Annotated in this window: 18 protein-coding genes; 9 read left to right on the plus strand and 9 right to left on the minus strand. The window is 63.9% G+C overall.

Features of this window, described 5'->3' with window-relative positions; genetic code table 11:
* Window positions 1–52 precede the first annotated feature (52 nt).
* The 4 genes from cobS (at window position 53) to MQW79_RS11585 (ending at window position 4,792) form a co-directional block, all read left to right on the plus strand.
* Entirely contained in the window at window positions 53–1,036 is a 984-nt protein-coding gene (cobS, locus tag MQW79_RS11570) for a cobaltochelatase subunit CobS (RefSeq protein WP_476584630.1), read from the plus strand.
* Between the two features lie 130 nt (window positions 1,037–1,166).
* Window positions 1,167–1,913, plus strand: coding sequence for a class I SAM-dependent methyltransferase (locus MQW79_RS11575; RefSeq protein ID WP_476584631.1), 747 nt, complete (start codon window positions 1,167–1,169; stop codon window positions 1,911–1,913).
* A gap of 3 nt (window positions 1,914–1,916) precedes the next feature.
* Complete coding sequence (cobT, locus tag MQW79_RS11580) at window positions 1,917–3,806, plus strand: cobaltochelatase subunit CobT (RefSeq protein ID WP_476584632.1); 1,890 nt, start codon at window positions 1,917–1,919, stop codon at window positions 3,804–3,806.
* Window positions 3,803–4,792 (plus strand): esterase-like activity of phytase family protein, encoded by a 990-nt coding sequence (locus MQW79_RS11585; protein WP_476584633.1) that lies wholly within the window; start codon window positions 3,803–3,805, stop codon window positions 4,790–4,792. Before cobT ends, MQW79_RS11585 begins: the two co-directional genes overlap by 4 nt.
* Before the next feature lie 142 nt (window positions 4,793–4,934).
* On the opposite strand, the gene MQW79_RS11590 is transcribed toward MQW79_RS11585, so the two are convergent.
* A complete protein-coding gene (locus MQW79_RS11590; protein ID WP_476584634.1) occupies window positions 4,935–5,570 on the minus strand; it encodes a queuosine precursor transporter in 636 nt (211 codons plus the stop codon).
* 192 nt (window positions 5,571–5,762) lie between these two features.
* Window positions 5,763–6,047, minus strand: a complete 285-nt coding sequence (gene rpmB / locus MQW79_RS11595; RefSeq protein WP_476584635.1) for a 50S ribosomal protein L28 — start codon at window positions 6,045–6,047, stop codon at window positions 5,763–5,765.
* A 237-nt stretch (window positions 6,048–6,284) separates the two neighbouring features.
* Here rpmB and MQW79_RS11600 point away from each other — a divergent pair, with 237 nt between their 5' ends.
* The 5 genes from MQW79_RS11600 to MQW79_RS11620 all read left to right on the plus strand — a co-directional run bounded on the left by MQW79_RS11600 (window position 6,285) and on the right by MQW79_RS11620 (window position 12,826).
* Window positions 6,285–7,067, plus strand: a complete 783-nt coding sequence (locus MQW79_RS11600) for a DUF3108 domain-containing protein (RefSeq protein ID WP_476584636.1) — start codon at window positions 6,285–6,287, stop codon at window positions 7,065–7,067.
* A gap of 941 nt (window positions 7,068–8,008) precedes the next feature.
* A complete protein-coding gene (locus MQW79_RS11605) occupies window positions 8,009–10,996 on the plus strand; it encodes a helicase-related protein (RefSeq protein WP_476584637.1) in 2,988 nt (995 codons plus the stop codon).
* A 20-nt stretch (window positions 10,997–11,016) separates the two neighbouring features.
* Window positions 11,017–11,409 (plus strand): RNA-binding S4 domain-containing protein, encoded by a 393-nt coding sequence (locus MQW79_RS11610; protein WP_476584638.1) that lies wholly within the window; start codon window positions 11,017–11,019, stop codon window positions 11,407–11,409.
* A 153-nt stretch (window positions 11,410–11,562) separates the two neighbouring features.
* Window positions 11,563–11,901: a ferredoxin FdxA gene (gene fdxA, locus MQW79_RS11615; RefSeq protein ID WP_476584639.1), complete on the plus strand. Its 339-nt coding sequence runs from the start codon at window positions 11,563–11,565 to the stop codon at window positions 11,899–11,901.
* A 358-nt stretch (window positions 11,902–12,259) separates the two neighbouring features.
* A complete protein-coding gene (locus tag MQW79_RS11620) occupies window positions 12,260–12,826 on the plus strand; it encodes a CarD family transcriptional regulator (RefSeq protein WP_476584640.1) in 567 nt (188 codons plus the stop codon).
* Window positions 12,827–13,017: 191 nt separating this feature from the next.
* Here MQW79_RS11620 and MQW79_RS11625 read toward each other — a convergent pair whose 3' ends face one another.
* The 7 genes from MQW79_RS11625 to MQW79_RS11655 form a co-directional block, all read right to left on the minus strand.
* Complete coding sequence (locus MQW79_RS11625) at window positions 13,018–13,410, minus strand: cupin domain-containing protein (RefSeq protein ID WP_476584641.1); 393 nt, start codon at window positions 13,408–13,410, stop codon at window positions 13,018–13,020.
* Entirely contained in the window at window positions 13,407–13,964 is a 558-nt protein-coding gene (locus MQW79_RS11630; protein WP_476584642.1) for an AAA family ATPase, read from the minus strand. The genes MQW79_RS11625 and MQW79_RS11630 overlap by 4 nt, the downstream gene beginning before the upstream one ends.
* 109 nt (window positions 13,965–14,073) lie before the next feature.
* Entirely contained in the window at window positions 14,074–14,664 is a 591-nt protein-coding gene (locus tag MQW79_RS11635; protein ID WP_476584643.1) for a protoglobin domain-containing protein, read from the minus strand.
* Between the two features lie 96 nt (window positions 14,665–14,760).
* The gene (locus MQW79_RS11640) at window positions 14,761–15,117 is read right to left on the minus strand and encodes a DUF1801 domain-containing protein (protein ID WP_476584644.1); all 357 of its coding nucleotides are present in this window, start codon (window positions 15,115–15,117) and stop codon (window positions 14,761–14,763) included.
* 79 nt (window positions 15,118–15,196) lie between these two features.
* On the minus strand, window positions 15,197–15,856 hold the full coding sequence (locus MQW79_RS11645) for a methyl-accepting chemotaxis protein (RefSeq protein ID WP_476584645.1): 660 nt from the start codon (window positions 15,854–15,856) through the stop codon (window positions 15,197–15,199).
* Window positions 15,823–16,956 carry a PAS domain S-box protein gene (locus MQW79_RS11650; protein WP_476584646.1) on the minus strand — a complete coding sequence of 378 codons (1,134 nt, stop codon included), beginning with the start codon at window positions 16,954–16,956 and terminating at the stop codon, window positions 15,823–15,825. Before MQW79_RS11650 ends, MQW79_RS11645 begins: the two co-directional genes overlap by 34 nt.
* 265 nt (window positions 16,957–17,221) lie before the next feature.
* Window positions 17,222–19,621, minus strand: a complete 2,400-nt coding sequence (locus tag MQW79_RS11655; protein WP_476584647.1) for a methyl-accepting chemotaxis protein — start codon at window positions 19,619–19,621, stop codon at window positions 17,222–17,224.
* Window positions 19,622–19,874 lie beyond the last annotated feature (253 nt).

Genomic DNA, 19,874 nt, shown 5'->3' on the forward strand with positions numbered 1-19,874 from the left:
TATAGAGCCACCGCCTGAAAGAATTTTATCCAGCAGTTCCAAGAGCCCGACCATGACTGAATTCGCTAATCTGCCCGACACCGAGTATAAGGCACGCGACCTCTTCGGCATTGATACCGACATGGTGGTCAAGGGTTACAAGGAGCGCACCGATCACGTGCCGCCGGTGGACCCGGATTACCTGTTCGATCGCAACACCACTTTGGCCATCCTGGCCGGCTTTGCCTATAATCGCCGCGTCATGGTCCAGGGCTATCACGGCACCGGCAAGTCCACCCATATCGAGCAGGTCGCGGCGCGCCTCAACTGGCCGCTGGTCCGCGTCAATCTCGACAGCCACGTGTCGCGTATCGACCTCGTCGGCAAGGACGCGATCGTCCTCAAGGACGGCAAGCAGATCACCGAATTCCGCGACGGCATCCTGCCCTGGGCCGTGCAGAACAATGTGGCGCTGGTCTTTGACGAATACGATGCCGGGCGCCCGGACGTGATGTTCGTCATCCAGCGCGTGCTCGAACAGTCGGGCCGGCTGACCCTGCTCGACCAGAACCGCGTGATCGTGCCCCATCCGGCTTTCCGCCTGTTCTCGACCACCAATACCATTGGTCTTGGGGACACGTCGGGCCTCTATCACGGCACCCAGCAGATCAACCAGGGCCAGATGGACCGCTGGAGCATCGTCACGACGCTCAACTACCTGCCGCATGACAAGGAAGTCGGCATCGTGCTCGCCAAGAACAAGGCCTATGGCGAGACCGAAAAGGGCAAGAAGCAGGTCGCCAACATGGTGCGCCTGGCCGATCTCACCCGTTCGGCCTTCATCAACGGCGATATCTCCACGGTCATGTCGCCCCGCGGCGTCATCACCTGGGCCGAAAATGCCGTCATCTTCGGTGGCGATATCGGCTTTGCCTTCCGCCTGACCTTCCTCAACAAGTGCGACGAACTCGAACGCCCTGTCGTGGCCGAGTTCTACCAGCGCGTGTTCGGCGAAGACCTGCCGGAAAGCTCCGCCAATCTGGCGGTGATGGCCTAACGCCACCCACCGGGTCGTCCCCGCGAAAGCGGGGAACTCCGTTGGGATGCTTCAGCAAACAGGGGTTCCCGCTGTCGCAGGAATGACCTTGTCAAAGAGGAGCCCGACGCGCTTCCGCCCGGATTGCATGATGGCCCAGAATATCTACGACGACGCTCAGTTTTTCGACGGTTACAGCCAGTTCCCGCGCTCGCGCGAGGGACTGACGGCCGCCGCTGAATGGCCTTCGCTCAGGGCCATGCTGCCGGACCTGAAGGGTCTGTCCATTCTCGACCTGGGTTGTGGCTTCGGCTATTTCGGCCAGTATGCAGTCGGACAGGGGGCAGCCGAAGTGGTTGGCCTCGATCTCTCGGAGAAGATGCTGGCGGTGGCACGGCAGAACTGCGCCGGCATGGCGGTGCGCTTCGAGCGCGCCGACCTCGAGACAGCTGACTTCGGCGAGGCCGAATACGACCTGGTCTTCAGCTCTCTCGCCGTCCACTACATTGCCGACTTCGACGATTTCGCTGCCCGCGTCCGCCGCGCCCTCAAGCCGGGTGGACGCTTCGTCTTTTCCATGGAACACCCCGTGTTCGCCGCTCGCGCCACACCCGATTTCGTGACCGATGCCGAAGGTTACAGGGTTGGGGCGATCAAGGATTACCTGCGCGAGGGCGAGCGCCGTACCAACTGGATCGCCGATGGCGTGGTCAAGTATCATCGTTTGATCTCGACCACGATCAACGCGTTGCAATCGCATGCCCTCAAGCTCGACTATGTCGATGAGTGGTCTGCCAGCGATGACGATATAGCGGCTCATCCCGAATGGGCGAAAGAGCGCTATCAGCCGATGTTTCTCCTCTTTGCGACGAGCGCCTGCTCTTCTGACCGGACCTAAATCATGGCCACTCCACCGCGCAGCAAGTCCAACAAGCCCGACCAGACCCAGGCCTTCAAGTCGGCCATGGGTGCGACGGTGCGCGCCATTGGCGGCAAGGCCGACCTTGAGGTGACCTTCACCGCCGACCGGCCGCTCTTGACCTCGGATCGGGCGCGCCTCGCCAATCTGCCGCGCCTGCCGACCAAGCGCGACATCGCCATTGCCCGCGGCCAGGGCGATGCCATGGCCATGCGCCTGGCCAGCCACGATCCGGAAACCCATCGCAAGCGCAGCCCAATCGATCCGCAGGCGCGGGCCGCCTTTGATGCGCTTGAGCAGGCGCGCGTTGAGTCCCTCGGGGTCATCCGCATGCCCGGCATGGGCGGCAATATCCATGAAATGCTGGAAGACCGCCTGTTCCGCGCCAATTTCGCCGAGGTGGACGCCAAGGACGATGCGCCGCTGGCCGAGGCCCTGGGCCTGATCCTGCGCGAAAAACTGGCCGGCGTCGCCGTGCCGCCCTCGGGCCATGCCTTGGTCGATCTTTGGCGTACCGAAATCGAAAGCAAGGCCGGCACATCGATCGATGCGCTGCTCGACAGCTATGAGAGCCAGGACGAATTCTCGCGTCTGGCCCGCAAGGTCCTGCGCGATCTCAACCTCATCGCCGAAAGCGACATGCAGGATCCTGCCGACGCCGATGAGGAAGAGGCCCAGGATCAGGAGCCCGAACAGGGAGACAGCTCCGACAAGGCGCCCGAGCAGGGCGACGGTGAGAACGAGCAGGCCGAAAGCGATGAGGACCAGCAGGCCGGCGAGAGCGAGGAAACCGGCGATGTCGAAGGCATGGAGGCCGACATGGCCGATGCCGACGAGGATGCCGAGGCCGAGGCCGGCGAGGACGCGCCCATGCCCCCGCCCGCCAAGGATGGCGGCGAGCGGCTTTCCAACCAGTTCAACTACAAGGTCTTCACCACCAAATACGATGAGATCGTCAAGGCGGCCGAGCTGTGCCCGCCCGACGAGCTCGATCAGTTGCGCGCGCTGCTCGACAAGCAGCTCGAGAACCTGGCCGGCGCCGTGGCGCGGCTTGCCAACAAGCTGCAGAGGCGCCTGATGGCCAAGCAGAACCGGAGCTGGCAGTTCGACCTCGAGGAGGGCCTCCTCGATACGGCGCGTCTCACCCGCGTCGTCACCGATCCCTTGCAGGCGCTGAGCTTCAAGGTCGAGAACGACACCGATTTCCGCGATACGGTCGTGACCCTGCTCATCGACAATTCCGGCTCGATGCGCGGTCGCCCGATCACCATTGCGGCGATCTGCGGCGACATTCTTGCGCGCACGCTGGAGCGCTGCGGCGTCAAGGTGGAGATCCTCGGCTTCACCACGCGCGCCTGGAAGGGCGGCAAGTCGCGTGAAGCCTGGCTCGAGGCCAACCGCCCGCCCAATCCGGGCCGCGTCAACGATGTCAGGCACATTATCTACAAGGCCGCCGATGAGCCCTGGCGCCATGCGCGGCGCAATCTGGGCCTCATGATGCGCGAGGGCCTGCTCAAGGAAAACATCGATGGCGAGGCGCTCGAATGGGCGCGGCGTCGCCTGATGGCCCGCCCCGAGCAGCGCCGCATCATGATGGTGATTTCCGATGGTGCACCGGTCGATGACTCGACCCAGTCGGTCAATGCCGGAAACTATCTCGAAGCCCATCTCCGGCAGGTCATCGAGGATATCGAGACCCGCTCGCCCATCCAGCTGGTGGCCGTGGGCATCGGTCACGACGTGACGCGCTACTATCGCCGCGCCGTGACCCTGCTCGATGCCGAGGAACTGGCGGGGGCTTTGACCGATGAGCTGGCGGCCCTCTTCGACGAGGAAATGCCTGCCCAGACCAGACGGCGGGGCCGGGGATGATCTGGCGCTGCGCCCTTGCCCTCCCGCTGCTGCTCCTGGCCGTTCCGGCCGGGGCAGTGGACGTGACGGTCAGTGCGGCGACGGTGACGCGGTTTCGCGGCGCCGAGCTCGACCAGAGCGTGGACCGGGTCATCTTCCGCGGCGGGCTGACGCTGCAAAGTCCCGACGACACCTTTGGCGGCCTGTCCAGCCTTGCCCAGACAGGTCCCGATCAGCGCGTAACCTTCGTCACTGACCGGGGCAATTTCGTTTCCGGACAATTGGCCTATGACCAGAGCGATCGTCTGATCGGTCTGATCGGCGTAACCATCGAGCCGATGCGCAATTCGGGGGGCGAGGTTCTGCCCCGCCAGTATGCGCGCGATGCCGAGGGCATGGATACGGTCTGGCGCAATGGCGAGGCCGTGGCGGTCCGTGTCGGTTTCGAGCACCTGACCCGCGTCGCCGATTTCGCCATTGCCGATGGCAAGCCGGGCGGCCCGGCCCGCGAAATTGCCATACCGCAATGGCTCACCGATCTCAGAACCAATGAATCGCTGGAATCGGTCTGCATCGCACCGCCCGCTTCGCCGGTGGCCGGTTCCACCCTGCTCATCACCGAGGAGGCGCTGGACGAAAACGGCAATCACCGGGCCGAATTGCTGGGCACGCGGGACCGGGGGGCGCTGAGCTTCACCAATAGTCCGATCGTCAATCCGACCGATTGCAAATTCCTGCCCAATGGCGATCTGCTGGTCCTCGAACGCGGCGTTTCGCTCTTTGCCTTCGTCATGAATTTGAGGCGCGTGCCGGCGGACGAGGTGCGGCCGGGCAACCTGATGACTGGCGAGTTGCTGCTCTCGGCCCAGGGCGGCGAGATCGACAATATGGAAAGCCTGATGGTGCATCAGACGCCCGGCGGCGAGACGCGCATCCTCATCGGCTCGGACAACAATTTCAACGACTGGCAGCGCACCATGCTGCTGGAGTTTTCGTTGCCGGAGTAGGTCCCCAGATGTCCGCCACAGGCACCCGTGCTCCATCGTCATTGCCCGGCTTGACCGGGCAATCCATCTTGCGGAGGCATGGGCCACCCGGTCAGGCCGGGTGGTGACGAAGGAATTTGTGGTTCGGTGGAGCCACGCGACGCTAAGCCGCCACGGGCAGCCGCTTCAGCACCAGGTCGCGGACGGTCTTGTAGGGCGCCAGCATCACCACGGTCATGCCGAGCTTGACGAGGAAATCGCCCAGGGCCAGCGACTGCCAGAGTTCCACTTCCGGCCCCACGCCCAGCAAGGGGGCGGGGAAGGGCAGGGAGCCGTCTTCCATGCCGAAGAAGTAGTCGATGCCGGCAAAGGCCGGGGCGAGGGCCAGCGAAAAGAAGATCACCGTGTCGAGGGCCGAGGAGACCAGCGAGGAAAACATCGGCGCATGCCACCAGGCGCTGTTGCGCAGGCGGTGGAAGATCGAAATGTCGAGCAGTTGCGCCACGAGGAAGGCCGAGCCCGAGGCTATGGCAATGCGCGGCGTCGCCAGCCAGATCGAGAGCAGGACGGCCACGGCAAAGCCCGCGACCACCACGAGCCGCGCCCTGGCCGGGCCGAAGGCGCGGTTGGACAGGTCGGTGACGAGGAAGGCGACGGGATAGGTGAATGCACCCCAGGTGAGAATGTCACCCAGATTTACGCCACCCAGGGTCACCTGGACCGGATATTGCAGCAGAATATTGGAGGCGGTGACCACGGCCACCATGGCGGCCATGGCCACCAGGAAACGAGACAGCATCGGACTGTACTTTCGGTTATCCGCAGTCCGGCATCAGACCGGTGCGGAGCATTGGATTGGGGCAGAGTATCACCTCGACCCCAGAGCGTCATGGGCAGAGTTTCATCCTCGGTGGGTGCAACAGCATCACCCCAAAACAAAACCGCGTGGCGGTTACCCACCACGCGGCTGAAAACCTGAACGAAGGATCCCTTAGGCGGCGTTGGCCGCGCGGATTTCCTTCTTGATGCCCAGAGCCAGGGGCGAGAGGTCGGCGTCGTCCTGCTTGAGCAGGAAGGCATCGAGGCCGCCGCGGTGCTCAACGGTGCGCAGGGCTGCAGCGGAAACGCGCAGCTTGACCGGACGGTTCAGAACCTCGGAGATCAGCGTGACGTTGATCAGGTTGGGGAGGAAACGGCGGCGGTGACGGTTGAGGGCGTGCGAAACGGTGTTGCCCATCAATACGCCCTTGCCGGTCAATTCGCAGCGACGTGCCATGGTGATATCCTTGTTTGTGTAAAGGTCCTGCGTGGCGGTTCATCCCGCTACGGGCCTCGATTGTGATGAAATCGAGCGGGTCTTTAGAGAATAGAAGCCCTGACGTCAACCCAAGGGCCGACTCAAAGCGCCGCGAGCGCCTTGCTTGTGCCCAGCGGGAGCGGCACTTTGAGCCCAAACAGTGATTCGATCTGCCCATCCGTGTTGCATGGGCAGCTCCAGAAGAGAAGTCCCGACGTGATCCGTACTGCCCTCAGCCTTGCTTCCATCATTGCCCTGTCCGCCGCCGCGCCTGCCATGGCCGCAGAAGTCGATGCGCGGGCCAGTTATGCCGTGACTGTGGGCGGCATCAACGTGGCCGTGGTCGATATTGACCTCAATGACGATGGCCGGCGCTATGGTCTGGATCTGTCGGCGCGTGTGGCGGGGCTCGGGACCGTGGTCGCCAGCGGCACGGCCAAGGCACAGGTCACCGGATCCTCGGCGGGGTCGACCCTGCAGTCGCAGAGCTTTGACCTTGAAACCCGCGCCAATGGCGAGCTCTTCACCGCCCAGGTGGATTATGACGGGCGCAGTGTCACCGCCTTTCAGGTCGATCCGCCGGTGCTCGACAGCTATGACCGGGTGCCGCTCGAGCGCTCGCAGCTGACCGGAGTGGGGGATTTCCTCTCCGCTTTCGTGATCAAGGGCAATGGGTTGGACAAATCGCTGTGTGACCGCACGCTCAAGATCTTTACCGGCGTCGAGCGCTTCAACATCAGGCTCGACTTCCTCGACAATGACGAAGCCACCTCGCCGCGCACCGGCTATCAGGGGCCGCTTGTTGCCTGCTCGTTGAAGTACCAGCCGATTTCGGGGCATTTCCAAAGCTCGGAAATGACCACCTATATGGCCGAAACCAGCCGCATGATCCTGTGGTATGCCCCGCTCGGCGCGACCGGCTATTACGTGCCCTATCGCGTCAATATCGGCACGTCCATGGGCGATCTCTCCCTCGTGCTGACCCGCGCCGAAAGCTGACCGGTCCCGGTCCCGTGTCCCGCTTTGGGGCGGTCAAAGGCTTTTTTGCCAATTTTTGGGGATCGAGCCCCCGCTTTCCCATGGGTGCCGGTTAATACGGCGTCCCGGGTTTGCCTCCATCGGCGCAACATCTCGTCAGGAAACGGCCGATCTGGCCCATTCTTAACCCGATTTTTACCGCCCTGAACGGGTTTTTGGCTGGTTTGCCAAAGGCTTGGTCCGGCTAGTGTCGGCGGGCGAGGCTGGCCCCCATATCTTGTGGGGAACAAACCCGCATTGGCGATTCTGCCCCGATTCTGTCCCCGTTCGTTCCGGGTTTGGGCCGAAGGTTAATCCCCGTCCGTTCCGGGCGCCGAAATTGCCCCATTTCGTGACAGGCGCGGGTGCTTCTGGTGCTGGCCCTCGGCGCGTCCTGTGCGACTGGCCGGAAAAGCTGCATCGTCCGCGTCGGCGCGTTGCGAGGCCAGGCCCGGTGTGGATGGGGTGCCGGGCCAGGGCGCGGACCTGGTCGCGCCCGCTGTCCCATCCCGGCACGTCAACGGTGTTTATTCTCAATCGGCCCGGGCAAACCCCCGCAGCGCCTGAGGCAGTCCCTGAAAGCGAAAAGAATCTTTGCGCTGGAGGCGTTTACATCTCGTTCAGCTTTGCGCCCCTGAAGCCGAAATTAACCGCATGGAAACCAGTTTGAATGGATTCGGGGCGTTATCGGGCAGCGGACCCATCCAATGGGGTGTTGCTAGTGCAGAATCGGTCCCCCGCCACACCACATCTAGCCGTGAACAAACCCGGATTCTGTGAGTCGCGCCGATTCGGTTCTGTTTCGTTCCGGTTTTGTTTCTCCCGTTAAGCGGCGTGACAGAACCATGGCAAAATCGTCCTTTGCTGGGACAAGTGGTGGATGCCCCTCGCAAGCCCGGCCCGAAGTCCCTAAATAGGGTCCAATGAGCTTTTCTCCTTCCCAGTCGGTCAAGGCCATCCTTGGTCCGACCAATACTGGCAAGACCTATTTCGCCATCGAGCGCATGCTGGCCCATCCCACCGGGATGATCGGCCTGCCGCTGCGCCTTCTGGCACGCGAGGTCTATCAGCGCGTCGTCGAGCGGGTCGGGGAACAGGCCGTGGCGCTGATTACCGGCGAGGAGCGCATCGTCCCCGCCAAGCCGCGCTACTGGGTGGCGACGGTCGAAGCCATGCCGATGGACATCCATGTCGACTGCGTGGCCATCGATGAGATCCAGACTGCCGTGGATTTCGATCGCGGCCATGTCTTTACCGACCGGATCCTCAAGGCCCGCGGTTTTCACGAAACCCTGCTGCTGGGCTCGGGCACCATGGCCAATGTGGTCAGGAAACTGGTGCCGCATGTCGAAATCATCGACCGGCCACGGTTTTCGCAATTGACCTATGCCGGCTCGAAAAAGATTTCGCGCCAGCCGCCCCGCAGCGCCATCGTCGCCTTCTCGGCGCGCCAGGTTTACGCCATTGCCGAGCTGATCCGCCGCGAGCGGGGCGGGGCTGCCGTGGTCATGGGCGCCTTGTCGCCGCGCACCCGCAACGCCCAGGTCGAGCTCTACCAGAATGGCGATGTGGATTTCCTCGTGGCCACCGATGCCATCGGCATGGGGCTCAATCTCGACATCCACCATGTCGCCTTTGCCGACGACACCAAGTTCGACGGCCACCAGAGCCGGCCACTGACGCCGGCGGAGTTGGGCCAGATTGCCGGGCGCGCCGGCCGGCACAAGCGTAACGGCACATTCGGCGTCACCGGCGGCACCGAGAATTTCGACGAAGAGCTGGTGGTCCAGCTCGAGACCCACGACTTCGAGCCGGTCCGGCAGGTGCAGTGGCGCAACAGCAAGCTCGATTTTTCCTCGATCGAGCGCCTGCGCAATTCGCTCGAGCAGGCGCCTGATGATCGCACTCTCACCCGCGTGCCGGTGGCCAAGGACCAGCACGCGCTCGAATTCGTGGCCCGAAATGAGGCGGGGGCGCTGGCGCGCGGCCATGATGCGGTCAAACTGCTCTGGGAATGCTGCCAGATTCCCGACTATCAGGGGATATCACCGGCCGCGCATGGCGAGATCGTCACCCGGATCTATTCGGATTTGAAACGAATTGGAACGGTCAGGGAAGACTGGATTGCCGAGCAGGTGCGGTTTTGCGACAATGCGGAGGGCGACATTGACACACTCAGCAATCGGATCAAGCAGATCCGGACGTGGACCTTTGTCGCGAACCGTAAAAACTGGCTTGAAGACCCTACCTATTGGCGCGAAAAGACGCGGGACATTGAGGATAGGCTGAGTGACGCTCTGCATGAGCGACTCACCCAGCGCTTCGTCGACCGGCGCACCAGCGTGTTGCTCCGCCACCTGAAAGACAAACGTATGGTATCTCCCGAAATTAACGAGCGCGGCGAAGTACGGCTGGAAGGCCACCTCATCGGCACGCTCGAAGGCTTCCGCTTCACCCTGGCCCGCAACGATGGCGATGTAGACGCCAAAGGTCTGCGTGGCGCAGCCGACTCAGTGGTCGCCCCGGAGATACGCCATCGTGCCGAACGGCTCGCGGGTTCGCCAAATGAAGAATTCGTGTTGGCCACCGACGGGCGCCTGCGCTGGCGCGGCGAGATCGTGGCCGAACTGGCCGAGGGCGACAGCCTCTACCGGCCGCGCATCATCATGCTGGCCGACGAGACGCTGACCGGTCCCGACCTCGAAAAGGTGCAGGATCGCCTTTCGCTCTGGCTCCGCCATCATATCAATACCGTGCTCGAACAGGTCATGGCGCTGGAAGCGCCGGCCGATCTCGAAGGCGTGGCCCGGGGCCTTGCCTACCAGTTGTTCGAGCATATTGGCCTTCTGCCGCGCGCCAGCGTGGCCGACGAGGTCAAGGGGCTCGACCAGGATGTGCGCGGCAAGCTCAGGAAGCTCGGCATCAAGTTCGGCGCCTATCACATCTATCTGCCCCTGAGTCTCAAGCCCGCGCCGCGCGAACTGGCGCTGATCCTCTTCGCCTTGAAGCATGGCGGCATCCGCCAGCCCGGCGTCACCGACATTCCCCATATTGTGCTCTCGGGCCGCACCTCCTTCCTGGTCGATCCGGAAGTCGATACCCGACTTTACGAGATTGCCGGTTTCAAGGTGGCGGGCAGCCGCGCCGTGCGCGTCGATATTCTCGAACGCCTCGCCGACATCATCCGTCCGCTGATCGCGCTCGATGCCGGCCGCCCCTATGCCGGCGACCTGCCGGCGGGCGCTGCCGAAGGCAACGGCTTCCGCGTTACCGTGGAAATGACCAGCCTTCTGGGCTGTTCGGGCGAAGATTTCGCCTCGATCCTGACGTCGCTGGGCTATCGCGTCCGCCGCACGCCGAAGGCTGTGACTGCCCCCGCGCCCGCCGAAGCGTCGGCGGAAGTGCCGGCCCTGGAAGCTAGCCTTGAAGCCGCTGCTGCCAGCGTCGATGCGGTTGATGAGGCGGCGCCTGCCGCCATCGCGGTCGAGATTCCCGCTGCTGCCGAAGGCGCGGTGCCCGATGCGGCCACGGCCGAGGCCGTCGCCGCCGAACCCGAATTCGACGAGGTCTGGTTCCCCGGTGGGCGCCGCCACAATGACAACAATCATCGTGGCCGCCAGTCCGAGGGCCGCCAGCGTGGCGATGGCAATGCCGAAGGCCAGCCGTCGCGCCGCAATGACCGGCCCCGCCAGGGCAAGGGCCAGCGCCGCCCCGAGGGCGAGGTGCAGGATCTGAGCAAGGCCCGGCATCTGCAGAAGGGCAAGGGTCGGCCGGACAATCGCCGTCCGGATGACCAGAAGGGCGAGCGCGCCCGGTTCCAGCCGCCGCGCGAAGAGCGCAAGGAGAAGGCGTTCGATCCGGACAGCCCATTCGCCAAGCTGATGGCGCTCAAGTCGCCCAACGGACAATAGGGTTGGCCGGGCCGGACGACATGCCGCTCCGCAAGGAGCGGCTCGACCGGTTCCTGTTCTTCTCGCGCGCCGTCAAGTCGCGCACCCTTGCCCAGAAGATCATCGAGAGCGGTGCTGTCCGGGTCAATTCCGAGCGCACCGAACGCACCGACCACAAGGTGGGCGCGGGCGATGTGCTGACCATGTCGCTGCACAATCGCATCGTGGTCTGGCGCATCCGCGATCCGGGCACGCGCCGTGGACCGGCGAGTGAAGCCCAGACCCTTTACGAGGATATCTCGCCGCCGCCGGTGCCGCGCCCCGAGCAGTCGCCGTTCGAGGCCGCGATCGCCGAACGGGGCCTGGGCGCCGGAAGGCCGACCAAGAAGGAGCGTCGGGAGACCGATCACCTGCTTGGCAAGGACGATGATTAGACAGTCATTCCCTCCTGAGGGCCGCCTGCGCCAAACCGTCCCCTCGGACAGCCTTGCGGGCGCCAAGAAAACGGTTTAGCACCGATCCCGTTGAGACAGGCGGGCTGACCTGCCCCAAGGGTCAGGCCGCAACTAGACGGGATCGCCTCCTAGATGACCTATATCGTCACCGACAATTGTATCGCCTGCAAATATACCGACTGTGTGGAAGTGTGTCCGGTGGACTGCTTCTACGAGGGCGAGAACATGCTGGTGATCCATCCGGACGAGTGTATCGACTGCGGTGTGTGCGAGCCCGAATGCCCCGCCGAAGCCATCAAGCCCGATACCGAAAGCGGTCTGGATGAATGGCTCGAGCTCAACCGCAAATTTGCTTCCGCCTGGCCCAATCTGACCGAACGCCGCGATCCCCTGCCGGACGCAAAAGAACGTGACGGCGAGACGGGCAAGCTCGAAAAGTACTTCTCGGAAGAAGCCGGCGAAGGCGACTGAGTTCGCCAACGAGCGAGAAATCACAGGCGTGACAAGGGCTTGTCACGTTTTTGACACATGCGGTCGCCTCTCGGGCGGCCCCTTGGCGCTGGCTTGATTCGTTCTTTTTGATTCTGCTGAAAAATTGTGCTATGGTCCCACCATATGCAGTTGAGCCCATCACCCAGCCCGTGCCGCAAGGCACGATTTTTTTGACATCAGACAGAAATGGATGCGTGGCGTTCCGGAAAAAGCGGATCCGGGACGACATGGGTTTTGATTGCGCTTTGCGTCCGGGTCGGACGCCAAACAAGTAGGATGGGCCGGTCCTTGCCGCAGGGAATCGGCCAATTGGGGCGTCAACAAGGAGTTCCAGGATATGGTAGCCAAGAAGCAGCAGCAGCGGCTCGGGTTCAAGACGGGTGAACACGTGGTGTACCCCGCCCATGGCGTCGGTATGATCGTCTCCATCGAAGAACAGGAAGTCGCCGGCCTGACCTTGGAGCTGTTCGTCATCAGCTTCGAGCAGGACAAGCTGACCCTTCGCGTACCCGTTGCCAAGGTCAAGTCTGTCGGCATGCGCAAGCTGGCCGAAGAAGACGAAGTCAACAAGGCTCTCGACACCGTCACCGGCCGTGCCCGCGTCAAGCGCACCATGTGGTCGCGCCGCGCCCAGGAATATGAAGCCAAGATCAATTCGGGCGACCTGATCGCCATTTCCGAAGTGGTCCGTGATCTCTACCGCTCTGAAGAGCAGCCCGAGCAGTCCTATTCGGAACGCCAGTTGTTCGAACAGGCCATGGACCGCATGAGCCGCGAGATCGGCGCGGTGCGCAAGCTGACGCTGACCGAAGCCGTTCAGCTCATCGAAAAGCAGCTCGCCAAGAGCCCGAAGCGCACCAAGGCCGATGCGGCCGACGCCGAAAGCGACGAGGAAGCTGCGTAAGCTTCCTGTGCGACATGAATGCGAAAAGGCCGGTGGTAACACCGGCCTTTTTTGTTTGTGCAGTGGCGGCCACCCCCACCCGGCCTCCCCCTGAAGAAGGGGGAGGAGCAGAGGGGTTTCACCGAAGTCCAACGAACTCGATCGGTCACCCCTGCTCCAGGGGGAGGCTAAGGTGGAGGTGCTCAGCATGCCTACAGCCGGCCCATCGTCTCCGGCAGCAGCACGACGCTTTCCTGCTCATTGGGATCGGTGCGGGCGATCAGGGCGCGCGCCACTGCATTGGTCGGGTTGAAAGGCTGATGCGGCACGCCCGCAGGAATATAGACGTAGTCCCCCTCGCGCACCTCATCGAGGAATTCGAGATTGGGCCCGTGGTAGAAGGAGGTCGACCCCTCGAGCTGGAAGATCGCGGTCTCGTGGCTCTCGTGAAAATGCGGCTTGGCCTTGCCGCCCGGCGGCAGGACCAGCATATGCATGCAGATGCCCTCCGAGCCAGTACTCTGGGCCGAAATGCCGGCGAAATAGTCCATGCCCTGCTTGCCGTGAAATGCGGCGCCGCCGCGCACCACCTTGCATTGCTTCATTGCCGCCTCCACCGGTTTCCGGCCAGACGATAGGCGCCGCCGGCAATGGCTGCAATGACCGCGGCACGCGCCTCATCCGGCGTCAGCCGATCGAGGCGCAGCGCGTGATGTTCATAGGCGCCCAGATCGGTGAACTCGGCATGCAGCGCGGCAACCACCTGCGGGTCGGTCAGGCTGTCGCCGCCCCTGGCCGTGCAGCGGGCCACGGCCTCCTCGACCGACGTGCGCAGCACCACATAGTGCAGGGGCAGGCCGAGCTGCTGGAAGGCCGGCAGCGCCCAGGGGCGGATGACGCCGTCGAGGGCCACGAAATAGCCGTTGCGCGCATAGGTGCCGGCGACGCCCGCCGCAATCTCCATGACCATCTGGTTCTGCCTGTGCGATTCCGGCAGCCAGGGATCGATATGGCCGGTCTTGATATAGCCCCAGAAGTCATCGGAATGCAGATGCACCTTGGGTCCGCCTGGCAGGTGCGCCAGCGCCTCGGCGGTGGTGGTCTTGCCCGAGCCGGGATGGCCCGAAAGGATCAGGATGTGGCCAAGGGGCAGATCCATCTAGTCCCTCACGCGCAACGGTTCATAGGAGACCATGACGTGCTCGGCAAAGGCTGGGCGTTGGGTCAGCGTCGCATAATAGCGCGCCAGACCGGGCAAGCTGGGCCGGTCAATGTCGATATCGAAATAGCGGTAGAGCACGTGGCCGAACTGCATCGAGCCGCAGACGGTCGACATAGCCGGCCATAACGAGGTCGAGGTCCAGCATGGCCGCACCAACAAGGGTGGCTATCCCGCGCGCCAAGCCATCCGCCGCGTCATTGACGACACTGGCATCGGGCGCCCCCAGCAGACCCAGCGGGCCGCGACGCGGTTTCATCATGCTGGCAATGCTGTCCCGGATCACCCCGCTGACCATGGCCTGGACGATGTTGGCGTGGCTGCCCGCCTGCCAGCGCGGATCGACGCCAATGCGGGCCTGCCGTTGCCCCATGCGCAAAGCGGCCTCGGCAAATCCGCGGTCGAGCCGGCCATCCAGCAGTGCCTGCCAATGGGCGACCGGCCCGCCGCCCTCCCCCGAAATTTGGTCCCGTCCATAGAGGAAGCGCGCCGCGCTGGGCGTGCTGGAGGCCTGCGCGGCAAAGCGCTGCAAGGCCAGGTCAAGCTGCCGCCTGGCACTCTCCTGGATCGGCGCCAGCCGGTCCCCGACATCCGCACCCAGGCCGATGAAGTCGAGCCTTTGCTGAACCGCGTCCTGCATAGTGCCTCCAAGCAAATCACCCATCACTGGGGGTGATGAGAACGCCGCGCGGTAAACAGCATGGTTAATGGGATCTTACCGAATTCTACGTAGGCCTCAGGCGCGCAGCGCAATCGCCTCGGCGATGAGTAGGGCGATGGCCGCCTCGGGAATGGGATCGCCGGGAGTGAGGCGCAGGAAACGCCCCTTTCTGAGGCCGTCGCCCTGCAGCAGGCCATCCGGGTCCTCGAGCAGCCGTCCATGCTCGAAATAGATCGACACCCTGTCGGGATAGGGAAAGATGGCGCAGACATGCCCGGCGCGGGCGTGGCGGAAATTGACCGACTTCCAGCCCAGCTTGACGCGTCCCGACAGCGATGGATCTGCACCGACGAGAGCAACCAGAACACGACATAGCTGCCCGCTGGCTTCGGGCAGTCCATGGAGCAATGGTTCAAGATCGGTTTGCTGCATGAGCGGGGTCCCCAACGGGCCGGCATGCTGGCCCGCCCCCTTCCTGGGCGCCCGATGCGTCAAACCGCGTCAGCAGGCCTCAAAAGGCCTCCCAGTCGCTGGCAAGCGCGGTATTACCGCCGCCGCTGCGGGCGACGAGACGCGGGCGCGCCGCCGGGATCGGTGCCTCCGCAGCCGCCTGCCCCTTGCGGAACACCGCCACGATCCGGTCGAGTTCGCCCGCCTGCGCCTCGGTCTGTTCGATGGCGGCATTGGTCTGTTCCACCAGGGCCGCATTGTGCTGGGTCATCTCATCCATCTGCCGCACGGCCGCCGCCACCTCTTCGAGGGCACCCGATTGCTGCAGGTTCTCCCGCGCGATCTCGTCGATCAGCACCGCGCTTTCCTCGGCGCCGGCCAGAATATCGTGCAGGCCCTCGGCCGCCTTGCCGACCAGCTGCGCGCCGGTCCGCACTTCCCCGGCACTGGCCTCGATCAGCGCCTTGACGTCGGCTGAGGCACTGGCCGCGCTCTGCGCCAGCCGTCGCACCTCCACCGCGACCACGGCAAAGCCCTTGCCCGCATCGCCGGCCCGCGCTGCTTCCACCGAGGCATTGAGCGCCAAAAGGTTGGTCTGGAAGGCGATGTCATCGATCATGCCGATGATGTTGGAGATCTTGCCCGACGAGGCTTCGATGGCCGACATGGCCGTCGTCGCCTGGGTCATCACCCCGCCGCTGTCCGTGGCATTCTTGGACACCAGCCGCGCCTTGCTGCTGGCCGTGGCGGCACGCCTGGCATTGCCGGCCACGGCGCTCGAGAGCTGTTCGACCGCGGCCGAGGTTTCTTCGATCGTTGCCGCCGCCGCGTGGTGCGGCTCGAAAGATCATTGGCGCCCGACAGGATTTCTGCCGTCGCCGTGCGCAGGGTCCCCGAAGCGCCGGTCAGGCCGTGGACGATGGCGTCGAGCTTGTCGAGCGTCTGGTTGAAGGCCTGGCGCAGCGCTTCGTACTGACCGGTAAAGGCTGTGTCGATCCGCCCGCCCAGATCGCCCTCCGACATGCGGGCCAGGCTATGGGTCAGATCCTTGAGAATGCCTTCGCAGCGCTTGCGCTCGGTAATGTCGGTAGCGAACTTGATCACCTTGATCGGCTTGCCCGCCGCATCGAAGATCGGGTTGTAGCTGGCCTGGATCCAGATTTCCCGTCCGCCCTTGCCGAAACGCTGGAACTCGGCGGCCTCGTAATGGCCGCCGCGCAGCCGCTCCCAGAATTGCTGGTATTCGGCCGAGCGGGCATAGCCGGGCTCGCAGAACATGGAATGGTGCTTGCCCACGATGTCATTGAGACCATAGCCGACCGTGGCGAGGAAATTCTCGTTGGCGGTGATGATCGTGCCATCGAGATTGAAGGCGATGACCGCCTGGGCGCGGGAAATGGTGGTGATCTGGGCCGCGTGATCGGCTGCCTGCTGCATCTGCGCCGTGATGTCGGTAGCGAACTTGATGACCTTGACGGGTTTGCCTGCCCGGTCGAGGACCGGGTTGTAGCTGGCCTGGATCCAGATCTCGCGCCCGCCCTTGGCAAAGCGCTGAAAGGCTGCGGACTGGAACTTGCCCTGTCGCAACTCGGCCCAGAAGGCCTTGTAGGCGCTGCTGGCCGCATAGTCCGGATCACAGAACATGGCGTGATGCCGCCCCTGCACCTCCTCGAGCCCATAGCCCATGGCGGCGAGGAAATTCTCGTTGGCGGTAATGATCGTGCCATCGAGTGCGAACTCGATCACCGCCTGACTGCGCGCGATCGCGTCCACCTTTGCCTGATTGTCGCGCCGCGTGGCACCGAAGCCGAAACCGCCCATTCAAACCCCCAGCAAGCCTGTTCATCCGCACATGGTCTAGGCTGCGCCGCCGGGGTTAACGAACTCCTGACCGGGTCGGTAAATATTTGCCGTATGCGCCGGGAATATTAGAAAGGTTTTCGCGGTTGCTGCCGGTTATATGATGAATTTACAAGGAGATACGTCAAACTACGTAGCTCGCCGCGACCTCGGCAAGACTTGTCTCAAAGTGGGACTTCGGCGGCCGGCACCTGGTCTGTGCCGGCCGATTTCTCGTCGGTGCCGGCTAGAATTCGTTCCAGTCGGTCGAGATGGCCGCATTGCCGTGGCTGAGATAGGCGCTCGCCGCCTGGCGCAGTTGCTGCACCGGACGCGGCGCGGCGGCCCGGACCGGCTCGACTGCCTGCCGGGTCTCGGCGGCATCGGTGCGGAACACGGCGACGATCCGGTCGAGTTCGCTGGCCTGCGCCTCGGTCTGCTCGATGGCGGCATTGGTCTGTTCCACCAGAGCCGCATTGTGCTGGGTCATCTCGTCCATCTGGCGCACGGCGACAGTGACTTCCTCGATGGCCGAGGCCTGTTCGCGGCTGTCGCGGGCAATGCCCTCCATCAGGCTTGAATTGGACTTGGCCGCGTCCAGCATGGCAGCGAGCTTGGCGGCAGCTTCGGCGACGAGACGCGTCCCCGCACCCACTTCGCCACTGGAGGTCTCGATCAGCGCCTTGACGTCGGCCGAGGCGCTGGCCGCGCTTTGCGCGAGGCGCCGCACTTCCACGGCCACCACCGCAAAGCCCTTGCCGGCATCACCGGCCCGCGCGGCTTCCACCGAAGCGTTGAGGGCGAGAAGATTGGTCTGGAAGGCAATGTCGTCGATGAGGCCGATGATGTTGGAGATCTTGGCCGAGGAGGAGGTGATGCGCTCCATGGCCTCGGTCGCCTTGCCCATGACCACGCCACCCTCTTCGGCCGTGTCGCTCACGGTCTGGGCGATGGCATTGGCATCGCGGGCACGATCGGCATTCTGCAGCACGGTCGTGGCCAGCTGCTCCATGGCCGCCGAGGTTTCCTCGATGGTGGCGGCCTGCTTGGTGGTGCGCTCGGAAAGATCGTTCGTGCCTTCGAGGATTTCGCCCGTCGCCGTCTTGAGCTGGCGCGAGGTCGTCTTGAGGCCGTTGACGACGTTGGAGAGGGTCTCGGCCACGGTATTGGTGCTGGTCTGGAGCTGAGCAAAGCTGCCCTGGTAGGTGCCCTCCATGCGCAGCGTCAGGTCGGTGCGGGCCAGGGCCTCGAGCACCTTGCCGGTTTCGGTGACGCCCTGATCGACGGTCTCGACCAGCGAATTGACCGAGCCGGCGAGGCTGTTGAGCTCGGCATCGGGGAAGCTGGCATTGACGCGCTTGGAAAAGTCGCCAGAGATGGCAGCATCCACCACTTCGCCGAAGGCGAGCTGCAATTCGCTCATCATCGCCTGGCGGGCCTGCTGGTCGGAAATGATGCGGGCAGCCTCGGCCTCGGTCATCTGGCTGATCCGGAGGCCGTTTTCGCGGAACACCTCAACGGCGCGCGCCATGCCGCCGATTTCGTCATTGCGCTCAAGCCCCGGCACGTCGACGTCATAACGGCCCTGCGACAGCACGCCCATCAGGTCGGTCATGCGGCGGATCGGTCCGGCAATGATGCCGGCGCCGAACCAGACCAGGCCCAGCACCACGACCAGCAGCACGGCCGAGGCAACCAGTGCCATGTTGCGCATGGTGTCGACCCCCGCATAAATCGTCGCGGTCGGCACGGTCATCACCATCGTCCATTGGTCGGCGACCCCGGCAAAGGTCAGGGGCGCGGTGACCACAAAGGTGTTGACCCCCAGCTCGTTGACATAAGTCATGCCGGTTTCCATGAGCGCCTTGTTGAGCAGGGCTCCGGAAATCTCGGGGGAAAGGGTCTGGCCCACCAGGGCCGGATCGGGGTTGGCGATCCAGGTATCGGCATTGCTGACCAGCAGCACCGAGCCCACCTCAAAGGGCCGCAACTGCCCGATCACCCCGCCGATCACGTCAAGCGTAAGGTCGGAAGTGACGATGCCGGCCGGCTTGCCATCCTTGTGCACGACCACGGCAATACTGGTCAGCAGCGTATCCTTGCCCTCAACCGCATAGGCATAGGGTGCGGTCAGGACGCCGCGATCCTCGCGCATCGGCAGGTGATACCAGTTCTCGTCATTGGCCGGCACCGACATGTCCAGCGCTTCGAGCGACACCTTGCCCGCCGCCTGGGTGAAATAGGGCACGAACCGCCCCTGGGGGTCGGAATGGGGCTTGCCCAGATGGGCGGCGTCGCTGCCCAGAACGTTGGGCTCCAGCGCCACGGTCATGCCGACCACGGATGGCCGCGACTGCAGCGCCCTTGTGACCGTTTCGGCAACAGTGTCGCGGCTGCTATTGGTGGCGACGAGGCCTTCCACGGCGGCTGCGGTGGCCTGGGTATGCGCGATCACATTGCCCAGCTGCCCGGTGGCGAGGTGGCTATACTGGCCGAGCAGGGCGCGGGCCCGTTCCTCGGCCTCGGCGCCCGCCGTCTGGTACATGAGATAAAGCCCGCCAGCGATCAGGCCGCCGGTGGCCAGCAGGAACACAATGCCCGCCCCAAGCACCAGCTTGAGTTGGATGGACAGATCGCTCAGTTTCATCTTGCTCTAGTTTCCATATCCGCCGCCCTTCTGGACGGCATGAAGCCTCGCGCTGGCCGTGCGCGTGAACGGTCCGCCCGGAAGGGCGAAGCGAAAGACAAAATACGGGGGAATGACGCCCGTTGTTGCTACCGGCATCGTTGCCGGTATGCGTGAATTCCGAGTCTGCGTCCGTATTCACTAAAGCACATCAGCGTTAAGGCCCGGTAAACCCCTGTTCTGCGGCCCCAAAAGCAAAAGGGGACGCCCAGCG

It is taken from the genome of Devosia sp. Micro-HW1 (assembly GCF_056341075.1).